This is a genomic window from Pseudomonas sp. o96-267 (genome assembly GCF_003935465.1).
Classification (GTDB): Bacteria; Pseudomonadota; Gammaproteobacteria; order Pseudomonadales; family Pseudomonadaceae; genus Aquipseudomonas; species Aquipseudomonas sediminis.
In genome coordinates this window covers 103845-119628 of sequence record NZ_RHQP01000004.1, presented here as the reverse complement: position 1 = coordinate 119628, position 15784 = coordinate 103845, and the positions used below count along the sequence as shown (strand labels likewise).

Here is a 15784-nt window from a genome sequence, read left to right as displayed (position 1 = left end):
GGCTCGGTTTCAGCTACCTGCAAAACAAGATATTGTTATGTTATAACAATAACATTATCGCTTCAGGCCAGAGTCATCCGCGGTCGTCACTGGCCGTTGCAAGCCCCGATTCCAACGCCTCGAAGCGACTCGACGAGCTTCTTCAACGCCCCGGAATTGTTCACGTGCAACACCTCTTTCGCGTCTGCTCTCTGCCATTGGTGGTCTTGGCTGGCGGTACCGCCCTAGCCGACGAGTCCGCTGTCGATCTCCCCGCTGTCACCGTCCAGGCGCAAGCCGCGCAGGAGGGCGAGACCCGCCTGCATACGGCGACCACGGCTGGCTCGCGCCTCGACCTGTCGGCCCTGCAAACCCCGGCGAGCACCAGCAGCCTGAGCGGTGCCGAAGTGCGCGAGCGCAACAACCGCAGCGTGCAGGATGCGGTGACCCGCACACCGGGCATCAGCACCATCGGCACGCCGGGCAACGGTGGCACGGCGCTGTCGGCGCGTGGCTTTAGCGGCCACGCCTCGACCATGCAGCTGTACGACGGCACGCGTCAGTACATCGGTGCGGGCACCGTGACATTCCCGGTGGACACCTGGTCGGTGGAGCGCATCGACGTGCTGCGCGGCCCGGCGTCGGTGCTCTATGGCGAAGGTGCAACCGGCGCGGTGATCAATGTGGTGCCGAAGAAGCCCTTCGCGGGTGACATCCGCAACCACATGCGCCTCGGCTATGGCAGCGATGACCGCCGCCAGGCCGCGCTGGACAGCGGCGGCTCGCTGAGCGAGGCCCTGAGCTACCGCTTCAATCTCAATCAGCAGGCCAGCAATGGCTGGGTCGACCGCGGTGATTCCGAGAGCCTGGCGCTGAGCGCTGCGTTGCGCTGGGATGCCAGTGACGACCTGAGCTTCACCCTGTCCCACGACCACGGTGACCAGAGCCCCGAGCGCTATCTGGGTACGCCGCTGGTGGCCGGCAAGTACCGCGAGAGCATCCGCGAACGTAACTACAACGTCGCCAATGCCGACATTCGCTACAACGACCAGATCACCCGCCTGGTGACCGACTGGCGCATCAGCGACGTGCTCAGTGCCAGCAACCAGCTCTACTACATCAAAACCCAGCGCTACTGGCGCAATGCCGAGGCCTATCGCTGGCAGCCGGGCGATAGGGTCGAGCGCGGCGAGTTCTATGAGATCAAGCACACTCAGGAACAGGTCGGCGACCGCCAGACCTTCACCCTGGACCACACCCTGTTCGGCCTCGATAGCCGCACGGTGGTCGGTGTGGATTACAACCGCATCCACTTCGCCCGCCAGCACGATTTCGCCAGCAGCTTCAGCGACAGCGTGCCGCTGAACGGCTCCGGCGGCGGTCAGTACCAGAGCACCGACCCGCTCGGCTACGGCCCGCGCGAGCGCAACCTGGCGCGGCAGTTCTCGCTGTTCGCCGAGAACCGTACCCAACTGACCGAGCGCCTGTCGCTGGTCACCGGGGTGCGCCGCGATCAGGTGCATCTGCAGCGCGACAACCTGATCGATGGCAGCAGCGCCGACCGCAGCCTGAGTGGCGACAATTGGCGCGCCGGGCTGGTTTTCGCCCTGACCCCCGAGCTGTCGCTGTATGGCCAGTACGCCACCAGCACCGAGGGGGTGAACAACCTGCTGACCCTCAACCCGACTCAGCAGCAGTTCGACCTCAGCGAAGCCAGGCAGAGCGAGATCGGCCTCAAGCAGATGTTCTGGGGCGGGCAGGGCGAGTGGACGCTGGCCGCCTACCATATCGTCAAGAAGAAGCTGCTCAGCCGCGCCACGCCGACCTCGCCCACCGAGCAGATCGGCCAGCAGTCCTCCGATGGCCTGGAAGCCACGCTGGAGCTGGCCCTGGGCAACGGCTGGCAGGTATCGGCCAATACCGCATTCGTGCGCGCCGAGTACGACGATTTCGTCGAAGGTGGCGGTGACCGCAGCGGCAATCGCCCGAGCAACGTGCCGCGGCGCACCGCCAATCTGTGGCTGAACAAGGCGCTCGGCAGCAGCGTGGATGTCGGCATGGGCGCGCGTTATGTCGATGCGCGCTACGCCGATACGGCCAATCAGATCGAGGTGCCCGGCTACACCCTGGTCGACGCCACTATCGCCTGGCAGGCGCTGCCCGACGTGCGCCTGGGCGTGGAGCTGAACAACCTGTTCGACCGCCAGTACGCCACTACCGCCGGCAGTGCTGGCGAGCAGTGGTACCTGGGTGCGCCGCGTTCGTTGTTCGTCACTGTGGACTACAGCTTCTGATGCCGCGCCTGCGCATCCGCGAGTTGGCCTGGTCGCCCGACGGCCAGCGGCCGCTGCTCGACGGCATCGACCTGGAGGTTGGCGACGGCGAGTTGCTCGGCCTGATCGGCCCCAATGGCAGCGGCAAGACCAGCCTGCTGCGCTGCGCCTACCGCTTCCAGCGGCCCAGTGCGGGTAGCGTCGAACTGGACGGCGAGGCGCTGTGGCAGCGCTCGCCGCGCTGGAGTGCGCAGCGGGTGGCGGTGGTGCTGCAGGAGTTTCCCCAGGACTTCGGCCTGCGTGTGGAGGAGGTGGCGGCCATGGGCCGCACGCCGCACAAGGGCCTGTTCGATGGCGACGATGCCGAGGATCGCCGTCTGGTCGACGAGGCGCTGGCACGCGTTGGCCTCGGCGGCCTGGCGCAACAGCCGTTCGCGCGACTGTCCGGTGGCGAGAAGCAACGCGCGTTGCTGGCTCGCGCTCTGGTGCAGCAGCCGCAACTGTTGATCCTCGACGAGCCGACCAACCACCTCGACCCACGCTACCAGCTGGAGCTGCTGCGGCAGATCAAGGCGCTGGGCCTGGCGACCCTGGCCAGCTTCCATGATCTGAACCTGGCAGCGGCCTTCTGCGACCGCCTGTGCGTGCTCGACCAGGGCCGTCTGGTGGCCGCCGGCACGCCCGCCGAGGTGCTGAGCGCCGAGCTGTTGCAGCAGGTGTTCGGCGTGCAGGCGTTGGTCGATACCCATCCACTGGCGGGTTACCCGCGTATTACCTGGATTGTTTGATGAGTGTGTTCAAATCGCGGCTGAAACCGCTCCTACCTATGTTTGTGCTCTCGGCGCTGCTGCTGACCAGCCCCGCCTGGGCCGTCACCGTCACCAGCTGCGACCGTCAGGTAACCATCGAGCAGCCGCCACAGCGGGCGGTCAGCCACGACATCACCCTGACCGCCATGCTCCTGGCCCTGGGCCTGAAAGAACGCATGGTCGGCTATAGCGGCGTCAGCGGCTGGAAGACGCCGACGCCAGAACTGCAAGCCGATCTTGATGATCTGCCCGAACTGGCCTCGCGTTACCCCTCGTTGGAGAACCTGCTCGATGCTGGCGCTGACTTCTTTTTCGCCGGCTGGAACTACGGCATGCGCATTGGCGGCGAGGTCACCCCGGCCAGCCTGGAGCGCTTCGGCATTCCGGTGTACGAACTCAGCGAGTCCTGCGCGCACGTCACGCCTGGCCGCGTCGCCAGCCTCGACGACGTTTACAACGACCTGCGCAACCTCGGCCGTATCTTCGCTGTCGAGGCGCGTGCCGATGCGCTGGTGCACGCCATGCAGGCGCGCGTGGCGGCTGTCGGTGCGCGCCTGGGCCAGCAGCCCACACGGCCGCGGGTGTTCGTCTATGACAGTGGCGAGGACGTGCCCTTCAGCGCCGGACGCCTGGGCATGCCACAGCCGCTGATCGAGGCGGCCGGCGGGCGCAACGTGATGGATGGGGTGGCGGCCAACTGGATGAAGGTCGGCTGGGAGTCGGTGGTCGAGCAGGACCCGGAACTGATCCTGATCGTCGATTACGGCGAGCGCACGGCGGCGCAGAAGCGTGATTTCCTCCTGCAGCATCCTGCCTTGCAAGGCGTGACGGCGATCCGCGAACGACGCTTCGTGGTGCTGTCCTACCTGGCCGTCACGCCGAGCCTGGAGAACGCGACGGCCATCGAGACCCTGGCGACGGCGCTGCATCCCGAGGTCTTCGCCCGGTGAGTCGATTTCGTCTGTTGTTGCTCGGTTTGAGCGTACTGCTGGCGCTGTCCTGCGCGGTCTCGTTGGGTTTCGGCGCGGCGCAGGTGCCGCTCGAGCGGGTGCTGGCGATCCTCGGCCAGCACCTGTTCGGCATCGTGCCCGAGGCAGCGGTGAGCCTTGGCCAGGACAGTATCGTCTGGCAACTGCGCGCGCCGCGGGTGCTGCTTGGCGCGCTGGTGGGCGCCGGGCTGGCGCTGGTGGGGACGGCGCTGCAGGCGGTGACGCGCAACCCGCTGGCCGATCCGCACCTGCTCGGCGTCAGCTCCGGCGCGGCCTTCGGTGCGGTGGTGGTGGTGCTCTACCTGGGCGAGTTCGCCGGCCTGCTTAGCCTGCCGCTGGCAGCCTTCGCCGGTGCGCTGGCGAGCATGCTGCTGGTGCTGGCCATCGCCAGTCGCAGTGGGCGGCTGGAGAGTGATCGCCTGCTGTTGGCCGGAGTGGCGGTGTCGTTCGTGATGATGGCGGCGAGCAACCTGCTGCTGTACCTGGGCAACCCACACGCGGCCAGCTCGGTGCTGTTCTGGATGCTCGGCGGCCGCGGTCTGGCGCGCTGGGAGCTGCTCTGGCTGCCGGCGCTGTGCCTGGCGTTGGCGTTGGCCGTGCTGCTCGGCCTGGGCCGCGCGCTAAACGCGCGGATGGCTGGCGAGCAGAGCGCGGTGAGTCTTGGTCTGGAACCGCGCCGCGTGCGCCTTTTGGTGTTCGTGGTGGCGTCGTTGCTTACCGGCGTGCTGGTGTCGCTGTCTGGCGCCATCGGTTTCGTCGGCCTGATGCTGCCGCACGTGGCGCGCTTTCTGGTCGGTGCCGAGCATCGTCGCGTGTTGCCGGTGGCGGCGCTGCTGGGGGCGCTGTTCCTAGTCTGGGTCGATGTCGCCGCGCGCACCTGGCTGGCGCCGCAGGACCTCCCCATCGGCATCGTCACTGCCGCCATCGGCGGGGTGTTCTTCGTCGCGCTACTGCGTCGGCGCTGAGGCGCTGAAATTTTTCAATCCTGCTGTAACGCTGGTTCGCCTCGTTGCTCTAGTTCAATGCCGGCACGCAAAACACCTTAGCCCGGCTAACCCAGATCATCCGAGGATACGCACATGACCATGAAATCCACCGCTGCTACTGGTGCTGCCATCGCCTTCGCTGCTGCCAGCATGTTCGCTGCTTTCTCCAGCACCGTAGCAGTGGCTGAGGAAGCCAAAGTACATTGTTACGGCGTCACGTCCTGCAAAGGCCAGAATGACTGCAAAACCGCCGAAAACAGCTGCAAAGGCCAGGGTGCCTGCAAAGGTCACGGCTTCAAGTCGATGACCCTCGCTGAGTGCAATGCCGCCAAAGGTACTGTCGGCGAGTAAGTGAGCCGGGGCGGCCGCCGTGCGGTTGCCCCGCATCACCCTGCAAGGAGCCAGCGATGAATGCTCAACGCGGCAATCTGGGTTTCGGCCTGGGCCTGCGCAGCACCTACTACCAAGCCATTCTCGAGCAGCAGCCGGCCATCGACTGGTTCGAGATCGTCTCGGAAAATTACCTGGTGGCGGGCGGCAAGGCTCTCTACTTTCTCGATGCCATCGGCGAGCAATACCCGCTGGTGATGCATGGCGTGTCGCTGTCGATTGGCGGCCCGCACGAGTTGGACCGTGACTACCTGCGCCAGCTCAAGCACCTCGCCACGCGCGTGCAACCGGCATGGATCTCTGATCATCTGTGCTGGAGCCAGGGCAATGCCCACCAGTTGCATGACCTGCTGCCGCTGCCTTACACCGAGGAAAGCCTGCAGCATGTGGCCGCACGGGTGCGCCAGGTGCAGGACGTGATCGAACGGCCGCTGGTGCTGGAAAACGTCTCCAGCTATTTGCGCTGCGCCGATGATCAGTTCAGCGAATGGCAGTTTCTCGCCGCGCTCAGCGAACTGAGCGGCTGCGAGCTGTTGCTGGACGTCAACAATGTCTACGTCAGCGCGCGCAACCACGGCTTCGATGCCTGGACCTTCATCAGCAGCCTGCCCAAGCAGCGTATCCGTCAGCTGCATCTGGCCGGCCACAGCGATTACGGCAGCTACCTGATCGACACCCATGATCAGCCGGTCAGTGATCCGGTCTGGCAGCTTTATCAACGCACCCTGCAGCACCTCGGGCCGGTGTCCACGCTGCTGGAGCGCGACGATCATTTTCCCGACCTGGATGTGCTGCTCGACGAGTTGAACACTGCGCGTCGATTTGCCGCCCAGGCGCTACAAGGCACGCCGCAATGCGCCTGAGTGAATGGCAGGCGCAGGTGCAGGCCTATTTGCTCAGCCGCGATGCACGGCCCAATCCGGTGTTGCAGTCCAGTCTGCTAAGCAGCGCGGCGCTAAGTGCTGAACAGGGCCTGGCGATTTACCACAACGCCTACCGCGCGCGTCTGCTGGAAGCGTTACGGGGTGATTATCCGGCGGTGCACGGCTGGCTCGGTGATGAGGAGTTCGATGCACTGGCGCTGGCCTATCTCGATGCGCACCCCTCGCAGCATTTCAGCTTGCGCTGGCTCGGTGCGCAGCTGGCTGACTTTATCGACGGCTATCTGGTACCGGCCCAGGCTGCGCCGCTCAGCGAACTGGCGCGGCTGGAATGGGCCTTTACCCTGGCCTTCGATGCGCCTGATGGCCTGCCCCTGAGTCTGATGCAAATGGCCGAACTGCCGGCCGAAGACTGGCCGACACTGCAGGTCCGCCTGCTGCCGAGCGTGCAGTGGCTGGTTTGTCGGCAAAACAGCCTGGCACTCTGGCGCGCGTGCAAGGAGCAGGGCGATTTCCCTGGCAGTCAGCCGCTGGAGGAGGTTGAGACCTGCGTGATCTGGCGCGATCAGCTGATTACCCGCTATCGCAGTCTGGCGGCCGATGAAGCGGCGGCATTGCAGGGCATGACCGTGCACGGCTGGAGCTTCGCCGAACTGTGCGGCGAGCTGGCGCATCTCGGTGAACAGGCGCCAGCTCAGGCGGTAGGCTGGTTGCGCCAGTGGCTGACTGACGGCCTGCTGCAGCGGGTCGATAGCGCCCAGTCCTGACGGCTGTCATCGGCTGTGCAATCTGGCCGTGGATTCAGGCGTGTCCGTGCCACGCACGCCGTTAGTCGCCGCAATCGAACCCGGTGAGAGGGGCCAGGTCATCTGCATCAGGCCCCTGCAAAACACGCCTGGCCGGGAGGGACAATCATGTTTGCGCAATTGCCTACCGCACTTCGTGATCTCCAGCTACCGCTGCGCCTGAAACTCTGGGACGGCAAACAGTTCGACCTGGGGCCGAAACCCCGGGTGACGCTGGTGGTGAAAGATCCCAGCCTGGTCACGCAACTGGCGCATCCCAGCCTGGATGCCCTGGGCGCCGCCTACGTCGAAGGCCGGGTGGAGCTGGAAGGCTCCATCGAAGACGCCATCGAGGTCGGCGATGCGCTGAGTTTGGCGCTGCTCGGTGATGAATCCGCCGCGGTGGAGCTCGTCACCCGCCACGACAAGCACAGCGATGCCGAAGCCATCAGCTACCACTACGACCTGTCCAACGACTTCTACCGCCTGTGGCTGGATCGCGATATGGTCTATTCCTGCGCCTACTTCGAAACCGGCCAGGAAGATCTCGACCAAGCCCAGCAGGCCAAGCTGCGCCATCTGTGCCGCAAGTTGCGCCTGCAGCCGGGCGACAGGCTGCTCGACGTCGGTTGTGGCTGGGGCGGGCTGGCGCGTTTCGCCGCGCGCGAGTTCGGCGCCGAGGTCTATGGCATCACCCTTAGCCAGGCGCAGTTGGAGCTGGCGCGTCAGCGCGTGGCCGAGGAGGGGCTGGGCGAGCGGGTGACCCTGGAGCTGCTCGACTACCGCGACCTGCCGCAGGACGGCCGTTTCGCCAAGGTGGTCAGCGTCGGCATGTTCGAGCACGTTGGTCACGCCAATCTGCCGCTGTACGCCCAGCGCCTGTTCGGTGCGGTCCGGCCCGGCGGTCTGGTGATGAACCATGGCATCACCTCGCGTTTTACCGATGGTCGTCCGGTCGGCCGTGGTGCGGGTGAGTTCATCGATCGCTACGTGTTCCCGCAGGGCGAGCTGCCGCACCTGGTGACCATCAGCAAGGCGCTCAGCGAGGCGGGGCTGGAGATCGTCGACGTGGAGAGTCTGCGTCTGCACTATGCGCGCACGCTGCACCTGTGGAGCCAAGGCCTGGAGCGGCAGCTGCAGAGCGCCGCGCAGTGGGTACCGGAAAAGTCTCTGCGTATCTGGCGCCTATACCTGGCCGGCTGCGCTTACGGCTTCCAGCATGGCTGGATGAACCTGCATCAGATCCTGGCGGTGAAGTCACGCGACGACGGCAGCCACGATCTGCCGTGGACGCGCGCCGACCTTTATTCATGATGGGGTAACATGCGGCTCGTCTTGATTCCGCGAGCCGCCCATGCCCTTGCCGCAGCGCCCCCGCTATCGCTACCGCGTTCTGCTCACCGTTCTGGCGATTGCCGCCGGCTTGCTGGTGAGCCTGTGGCTGGGCGGTCGTTATGCCGAGCATCGGGCCTGGGACGAGCGCAGCGTCGAGGCGCGCGGGCAGTTGCAGCTTTATGCCCAATCCATTCGCACCCTGGTCGAACGTTTCAGCTCGGTGCCCGAGGTGCTGGCGCTGGACAGTGACATCCGCAGCCTGCTGCGCGCGCCACATGATCGCCAGTTACGGCTGGCCCTGAACCAGCGCCTGGAGCGCCTCAACGCCGCCGCTGGTTCCACCGTCCTGTACTTGCTCGATGCCCAGGGCGAAACCCTGGTGGCCAGCAACTGGCGCGACTGGAGCAGCTTCGTCGGCAACAACTATGCCTTCCGCCCGTACTTCCAGAACGCCGTGCGTGATGGCGGTGCGCGCTACTTCGCGGTGGGGGTGACCACCGGTATTCCCGGCTACTTCCTTTCTCATGTGGTGCGCGATGACAAGGGCGAGCTGCTCGGCGTGCTGGTGGTCAAGCTTGAGCTGGAAGACCTGCAGCGCGAATGGGTCGGCCAGCCGGGCGTGCTGATGGTCGCCGACAGCTATCAGGTGGTGATCCTCAGCAACAAGCCGATCTGGCGCTTTCGCGCCCTGCAACCACTCGACGAACAGGCGCGTGCCGAGCTCGTTGAGGTGCGTCGCTACGCCGAGCAGGCGTTGCAGCCGCTCGCCCATGAGGTACATCGGCAAATCGACAAGGATGCGGATTGGGCGCGGGTCGACGGCCCCGACGGCAATCGCGATTACCTCTGGCAGCGCCTGTACATGCCCGAAGAAGGTTGGACCTTGCACCTGCTCAGCGAGCCGATCGGCCTGGCCGACAGTGTGCGTGGCTACCGCCTGGCCGCTGCCGGGGTGTGGATGACCTTAGCCTTTCTGTTGCTGTTCCTCTTCCAGCGGCGCAAGAACCAGCGCTTGCAGGCCGGCATCCGCGAGCGCCTGGAGCGCGAGGTAGCGCTGCGCACCGCCGAGCTGCGCGAGGCCCAGGACGGCCTGGTGCATGCCGCCAAGATGGCCGCGTTGGGACAGATGTCGGCGGCCCTGGCGCACGAGATCAACCAGCCGCTGACCGCCCTGCAGATGCAGCTCGGCAGCCTGCGCCTGCTGCTCGACAGTGGTCGACCGGAAGCGGTGCGCGACGGTCTGCAGCGCATCGACGGCCTGCTGCAGCGCATGGCCGCGCTTACCGGCCACCTCAAGACATTCGCCCGCAAGACGCCGGCTGGTCTCAGCGAGCGCCTGTGCCTCGGTGACGTGCTGGAGCAGGCCTTGCAGCTGCTCGCGCCGCGCATACGCAACGAGCAGATCGAACTGCGCACGCAAATCGACGATGACGCCGAAGTGCTCGGCGATGCCATTCGCATCGAGCAGGTGATTCTCAACCTGCTGCACAACGCCCTCGATGCCATGGCCGAGAGCGAGCCGCGGATTCTTCTGGTGCATATCGCCCGCGAAGGCGACGGCTGCCTGCTCAGCGTCGAAGACAGCGGCGGTGGTATCGCCGAGGAGACCCTCGGGCGGGTGTTCGAACCCTTCTTCACCACCAAGCCTGTGGGGCAGGGGCTGGGGCTCGGGCTGGCGGTGTCCTACGGTATCGTGCGCGATCTCGGCGGCACGCTGGAGGCGCACAACGGCAAGCTGGGTGCGGTGTTCAGCATGAGGCTGCCGGTTGCGCCGTAGAAACTATTCACAGCGCTGTTGCGGCCGGGGCGCGCGGTACACCCTGCGAGTTGCGCGCCCGATCCCAGTGTGCGCCGTGCGAACCGGTCGTTGCCCCGGATTGCATTCGTCGGGCTACACTGCCCGCCGTTCTCAAGAGGAGGTGCCATGAGCGCTCAGGTCATAGTGGTCGACGATGAAGCGGCGATTCGCGAGGCGGTGCAGCAGTGGCTGGAACTGTCCGGTTTCGAGGTACGCGCCTGCGCCAGTGCGACCGAGGCCCTGGCCCTGGTCGACCGCGACTTCCCCGGCATTGTCGTCAGCGATGTTCGAATGCCCGGCAGTGACGGGCTGCAACTGCTCGACAAGCTGCTGCAGATCGATAGCGACCTTCCGGTGATCCTGGTTACTGGCCATGGCGACGTGCCCATGGCGGTGCAGGCACTGCGCCAGGGCGCCTATGACTTCATCGAAAAGCCCTTCACCCCAGAGCGTCTGCTCGACAGCGTACGCCGTGCTTTGGACAAGCGTCGGTTGGTCTGTGAGAACCGCCAGCTACGCCAGCAGGTGGCCGACAAGGGCCGTATCGAAAGCCAGCTGATCGGAATTTCGCGGCCGATGGAAAACCTGCGTCGGCAAATCCTCGAACTGGCCGGTACCTCGGTCAACGTGCTGATTCGTGGTGAAACCGGCAGCGGCAAGGAGCGTGTAGCGCGTAGCCTGCACGACTTCAGCTCACGGGCCAGCAAGGCCTTCGCCGCGCTCAACTGTGCGGCGATTCCGGAGACCATCTTCGAGAGCGAGCTGTTCGGTCACGAGAGCGGCGCCTTCACCGGCGCCCAGGCCAAGCGCATCGGCCGCATCGAGCATGCCGACGGCGGCACGCTGTTCCTCGACGAGGTGGAGAGTCTGCCGCTGGCGCAACAGGTCAAGTTGCTGCGCGTGCTGCAGGAAAAAACCCTGGAACGCCTCGGTTCGAACAAGAGCATTCAGGTCGACCTGCGGGTGATCAGCGCGGCCAAGCCGGACCTGCTCGACGAGGTCAAGGCCGGGCGTTTCCGCGAAGACCTGGTGTATCGCCTGAACGTCGCCACCCTGCATATTCCGCCGCTGCGCGAGCGCCGTGAGGACATTCCGCTGCTGTTCGAGCATTTCGCCCACGAGGCGGCGCTGCGTCATGGTCGCGAAGCGCCGCCGCTGGCGCCGAGCGAACTGGCGCGGCTGCTCGGGCATGACTGGCCGGGCAACGTGCGTGAGCTGATCAACGCCGCCGAGCGCCATGCGCTGGGGCTTTCCAGCCCACCGCCGGCCGAGCGCTTTGCCGGCCAGGCCCTGGCGCAGCAGATGGAGGCCTTCGAGGCGCAGTGCCTGCATAACGCCCTGCTGCAATGCCAGGGCAATATCGCCGCAGTGATGGAAATGCTGCAGCTGCCTCGGCGTACCCTCAACGAGAAAATGCAGCGACACGGCCTGGCGCGTGGTGAATACCTGCCAGGCGGCGAAGAGTAGGGCACGCGGGCATGTAGGGTGCGCCGTGCGCACCTGGTGTCATGATCTCGAGCCAACCGGTGCGCATGGCGCACCCTACGGTTTGGCGGCCAGCCGTCACCCGGATGCAATCCGGCAAGTAGCGCTCACCTCATCGCCCGACTGTATCTCGCTCCCCTGGTAGGCGGAATTCTGCCTATGCCCTCGTGAGGGTAAGCGGTTTACCGCTCAGTGACCCATCGGTCCTTATATTAAACCTCTCTAAATCGGGCTTTTCAGGCCCTGGCACGGCATCTGCTATGACAGTTGCAGCCGTGCAGCATCTTGCCGACGCGGCGACCATAAAAACGACAAGAGGTCAGCCCATGAACTGCCATGCCCCTCGCGCCATGCCGCACTCGCTGCCGTGCATGGGCCGCCTTCCTACCGCGCCCGCCGCGGCTCTTGTCCGACGCTGCACCCTGCGCTGCTGATCGCGCACCGTCGACGCCGCCTGTGTGGCGTCGTCTAGAGTGAAACTCTGCATATAGCCAATAACAACGACGGAGATACTTCCATGCGACTGACCAAGAAAATCAGCCTGTTCGCCGCTGCCGCGGCCATCACTGCCAGCACCGCAGTGCTCGCTGCCCCGACCTTCATCAACGTGCTCACCGGCGGTACCAGCGGTGTGTACTACCCGATTGGCGTGGCCCTTTCGCAGCTGTACAGCAACGGCATCGAAGGCTCCAAGACCTCGGTCCAGGCGACCAAGGCGTCGGTGGAAAACCTCAACCTGCTCGAAGCCGGTCGCGGTGAGCTGGCCTTCGCCCTCGGTGACTCGGTCGCCGATGCCTGGAACGGCGTCGAAGACGCTGGCTTCAAAGCGCCGCTGAAGAAGATCCGTGCCATCGCCGGTACCTACCCGAACTACATCCAGATCGTTGCCAACGCTGAATCCGGCATCAGGACCCTGGAAGACCTCAAGGGCAAGCGCATCTCCGTCGGCGCACCGAAGTCCGGCACCGAGCTCAACGCCCGCGCCATCTTCGAAGCCGCTGGCCTGACCTACAAGGACATGGGCAAGGTCGAGTTCCTGCCGTACGCCGAGTCGGTCGAGCTGATCAAGAACCGTCAGCTGGACGCCACCCTGCAGTCCTCCGGTCTGGGTATGGCCGCCATTCGTGACCTGGCTTCGACCATGAAGATCAGCTTCGTCGCCATCCCGGCCGAAGTGACCGCGAAGATCGACAACGCCGCTTACGAGGCTGCCACCATCCCGGCCGGCACCTACGACGGTCAGGACGCTGACGTGCCCACCGTTGCCATCACCAACATCCTGGTCAGCCATGAAGGCGTTTCCGACGAAGTCGCCTACCAGATGACCAAGCTGATGTTCGACAACCTCGGCCGTCTGGGCACCGCTCACTCTGCGGCCAAGGACATCAAGCTGGAAACCGCTGCCAAGAACCTGCCGATCCCGCTGCACCCAGGTGCCGAGCGCTTCTACAAGGAAGCCGGCGCGCTGTAATGACGGCTCGGACCGCGGCGAGCCCGCCGCGGTCCGGTCTTCACAGAATCGCGAATAAAACCGGCGCCTGTAGGCGGTAGGTTTTGTTGGCGACTCTGTCTCCGTATCGAAGTAGTCATGAGGTTTGCACTCCATGAGTGAACAAGACAACGGCCTGGCTGCCAGCCCGTCCGACTGGCCGAAGGCGCTTTTTGCCGTCGCCCTGCTGTTTTCCATCTTCCAGATCGTCACCGCAGCGTTTCACCCGGTGTCGACCCAGGTGCTGCGTGCGGTGCACGTCGGCTTTCTGCTGCTGCTGGTGTTCATCAGCTTCCCGGCACTCGGCAAGGGCCGTCCGTGGCAACCGTTGGCCTGGCTGCTGGGCCTGGCCGGCATGGCCACAGCGATCTACCAGTGGTACTTCGAGGCGGACCTGATTCAGCGTTCCGGTGACCTGACCACCAGCGACATGATCATCGGCCTGACCCTGATCGTGCTGGTGTTCGAAGCTGCGCGCCGCGTCATGGGTATCGCCCTGCCGATCATCTGCGCGCTGTTCCTTGCCTACGGCATGCTCGGCCAGTACCTGCCGGGCGACCTGATGCACCGTGGCTATGGCCTCGACCAGATCGTCAACCAGCTGTCGTTCGGCACCGAAGGTCTGTATGGCACCCCGACCTACGTGTCGGCCACCTACATCTTCCTGTTCATCCTGTTTGGCGCCTTCCTCGAGCAGGCCGGGATGATCAAGCTGTTCACTGACTTCGCCATGGGTCTGTTCGGCCACAAGGTCGGCGGCCCGGCCAAGGTGTCGGTCGTGTCCTCGGCGCTGATGGGCACCATCACCGGTTCCGGCGTGGCCAACGTAGTTACCACCGGCCAGTTCACCATTCCGCTGATGAAGCGTTTCGGTTATCGCCCGGCTTTCGCCGGTGGCGTCGAGGCGACCTCGTCGATGGGCAGCCAGATCATGCCGCCGATCATGGGCGCGGTGGCCTTCATCATGGCCGAGACCATCAACGTACCCTTCTTCGAAGTGGCCAAGGCCGCGCTGATCCCGGCGCTGCTGTACTTCGGTTCGGTGTTCTGGATGGTTCACCTGGAGGCCAAGCGCGCCAACCTGCGCGGTCTGCCCAAGGACGAATGCCCGAACCCGTGGAAGGCCGTGCGTGAACGCTGGTTCCTGCTGATCCCGCTGTTCATCCTCATCTACCTGCTGTTCTCCGGCCGTACTCCGCTGTTCTCCGGTACCGTCGGCCTGGCGCTGACCGCCATGGTCATCCTCGGCTCGGCGATCATCCTGCGGGTCTCGTCCAAGGCCATGCGCTTCGCCTTCTGGATCGCCCTTGGCGTGCTCTGCGCCGGCTTCTTCCAGCTGGGTATTGGCGTGGTGTTCGGCGTCATCGCCGCGCTGGTGGCGATCTGCTGGTTCGTCAAAGGCGGCCGTGAAACCCTGACCCTTTGCCTGCACGCGTTGGTCGAAGGTGCGCGTCATGCCGTACCGGTTGGTATCGCCTGCGCCCTGGTCGGTGTGATCATCGGTGTGGTGTCGCTGACCGGGGTGGCGTCCACCTTCGCCGGCTACATCCTCGCCATCGGCCAGGACAACCTGTTCCTGTCGCTGGTGCTGACCATGCTCACCTGCCTGGTGCTGGGCATGGGCATTCCGACCATCCCCAACTACATCATCACCAGCTCGATTGCCGCACCGGCACTGCTGGAACTAGGTGTACCGCTGATCGTCTCGCACATGTTCGTCTTCTACTTCGGCATCATGGCCGACCTCACGCCGCCGGTAGCGCTGGCCTGCTTCGCCGCAGCGCCGATCGCCAAGGAGCGTGGTCTGAAGATCAGCTTCTGGGCGGTGCGCATCGCTGTCGCAGGCTTCGTCGTGCCGTTCATGGCGGTCTACTCGCCAGCGCTGATGCTGCAGGGCGATAGCTTGCTGGCGACGGTCTACGTCGTGTTCAAGGCGATGCTGGCGATCGGTCTGCTCGGTGCGATCTTCACCGGTTACCTGCAGGCCAAACTGAGCTGGTGGGAGCGCCTGCTGGGCTTCGCCGCTGGTGCCAGCCTGATTCTCGCTACCCCGATCAGTGACGAAATCGGCTTTGCCCTCAGTGCTATCTTCATCGCTCAGCACTTCTGGCGCGCCCGTCGCGCCGAGGCAGCGACGGCGTGATCGGCCTGTGCCTGGGGTTGGCCGGCGCGGTGTGGGCAGAGTTGCCCACGCCCGCCTTCACCCTGGCCTGGACGCACACCATCGAGAAGATTCGCTGGGAAGAGGATTACCGCGTCACCGCCGAGGGCCTGGTTCTCGATGAGGCGCGGGTCAAGGGTTCCGGCGCCGGAATGGAAATTCCCGACGGCGCCGAACTGCGCAATGGCAGCTGGCACTACCAGCGTCAGCTACCGCCTTTGCAACCCCTGCGAGTCGGGCGTACGCCCGAGGCCGGGGATTACCAACTGTGTTTCAACCAGCGTTGTCGCCCGATGAGCGACTGGCTCGGCCCGCCAAAAGCAAGCCAGCCGGCGTTGGAACTCTGGAGCTGTGAGCTGAGCTCCCCCTCGGTTGACGCGGGTTAGGTCGATTATTCGCCCCATGCTCCCGATGCCATAAGCGT

The 15784-nt window shown here is 65.1% G+C and carries 13 protein-coding genes; all 13 read left to right on the top strand.

The features are described from left to right. The first annotated feature begins 164 nt into the window (after positions 1-164). Positions 165-2273: a TonB-dependent siderophore receptor gene (locus tag EGJ86_RS03995; RefSeq protein ID WP_125834148.1), complete on the top strand. Its 2109-nt coding sequence runs from the start codon at positions 165-167 to the stop codon at positions 2271-2273. Further along, the gene (locus tag EGJ86_RS03990) at positions 2273-3040 is read left to right on the top strand and encodes an ABC transporter ATP-binding protein (protein WP_125834147.1); all 768 of its coding nucleotides are present in this window, start codon (positions 2273-2275) and stop codon (positions 3038-3040) included. The genes EGJ86_RS03995 and EGJ86_RS03990 overlap by 1 nt, the downstream gene beginning before the upstream one ends. Further along, a complete protein-coding gene (locus EGJ86_RS03985; RefSeq protein WP_125834146.1) occupies positions 3040-4011 on the top strand; it encodes an ABC transporter substrate-binding protein in 972 nt (323 codons plus the stop codon). Before EGJ86_RS03990 ends, EGJ86_RS03985 begins: the two co-directional genes overlap by 1 nt. Continuing rightward, positions 4008-5015, top strand: coding sequence for an iron ABC transporter permease (locus EGJ86_RS03980; protein WP_125834145.1), 1008 nt, complete (start codon positions 4008-4010; stop codon positions 5013-5015). Before EGJ86_RS03985 ends, EGJ86_RS03980 begins: the two co-directional genes overlap by 4 nt. Before the next feature lie 114 nt (positions 5016-5129). Continuing rightward, positions 5130-5387, top strand: coding sequence for a hypothetical protein (locus EGJ86_RS03975; protein ID WP_099525107.1), 258 nt, complete (start codon positions 5130-5132; stop codon positions 5385-5387). Between the two features lie 56 nt (positions 5388-5443). Next, positions 5444-6289, top strand: a complete 846-nt coding sequence (locus EGJ86_RS03970) for a DUF692 domain-containing protein (RefSeq protein WP_125834144.1) — start codon at positions 5444-5446, stop codon at positions 6287-6289. Further along, on the top strand, positions 6280-7074 hold the full coding sequence (locus EGJ86_RS03965; RefSeq protein WP_125834143.1) for a DUF2063 domain-containing protein: 795 nt from the start codon (positions 6280-6282) through the stop codon (positions 7072-7074). The genes EGJ86_RS03970 and EGJ86_RS03965 overlap by 10 nt, the downstream gene beginning before the upstream one ends. A gap of 147 nt (positions 7075-7221) precedes the next feature. Then, the gene (cfaB, locus tag EGJ86_RS03960) at positions 7222-8406 is read left to right on the top strand and encodes a C17 cyclopropane fatty acid synthase CfaB (RefSeq protein ID WP_125834142.1); all 1185 of its coding nucleotides are present in this window, start codon (positions 7222-7224) and stop codon (positions 8404-8406) included. A gap of 40 nt (positions 8407-8446) precedes the next feature. Continuing rightward, positions 8447-10204, top strand: a complete 1758-nt coding sequence (locus EGJ86_RS03955) for an ATP-binding protein (protein ID WP_125834141.1) — start codon at positions 8447-8449, stop codon at positions 10202-10204. A gap of 147 nt (positions 10205-10351) precedes the next feature. After that, positions 10352-11692, top strand: coding sequence for a sigma-54 dependent transcriptional regulator (locus EGJ86_RS03950; protein WP_099525112.1), 1341 nt, complete (start codon positions 10352-10354; stop codon positions 11690-11692). A gap of 535 nt (positions 11693-12227) precedes the next feature. After that, complete coding sequence (locus tag EGJ86_RS03945) at positions 12228-13181, top strand: TAXI family TRAP transporter solute-binding subunit (RefSeq protein WP_125834140.1); 954 nt, start codon at positions 12228-12230, stop codon at positions 13179-13181. A 133-nt stretch (positions 13182-13314) separates the two neighbouring features. Beyond that, a complete protein-coding gene (locus EGJ86_RS03940) occupies positions 13315-15342 on the top strand; it encodes a TRAP transporter permease (RefSeq protein WP_125834139.1) in 2028 nt (675 codons plus the stop codon). Beyond that, complete coding sequence (locus EGJ86_RS03935) at positions 15339-15746, top strand: DUF1850 domain-containing protein (protein ID WP_125834138.1); 408 nt, start codon at positions 15339-15341, stop codon at positions 15744-15746. Before EGJ86_RS03940 ends, EGJ86_RS03935 begins: the two co-directional genes overlap by 4 nt. Positions 15747-15784: the final 38 nt, after the last annotated feature.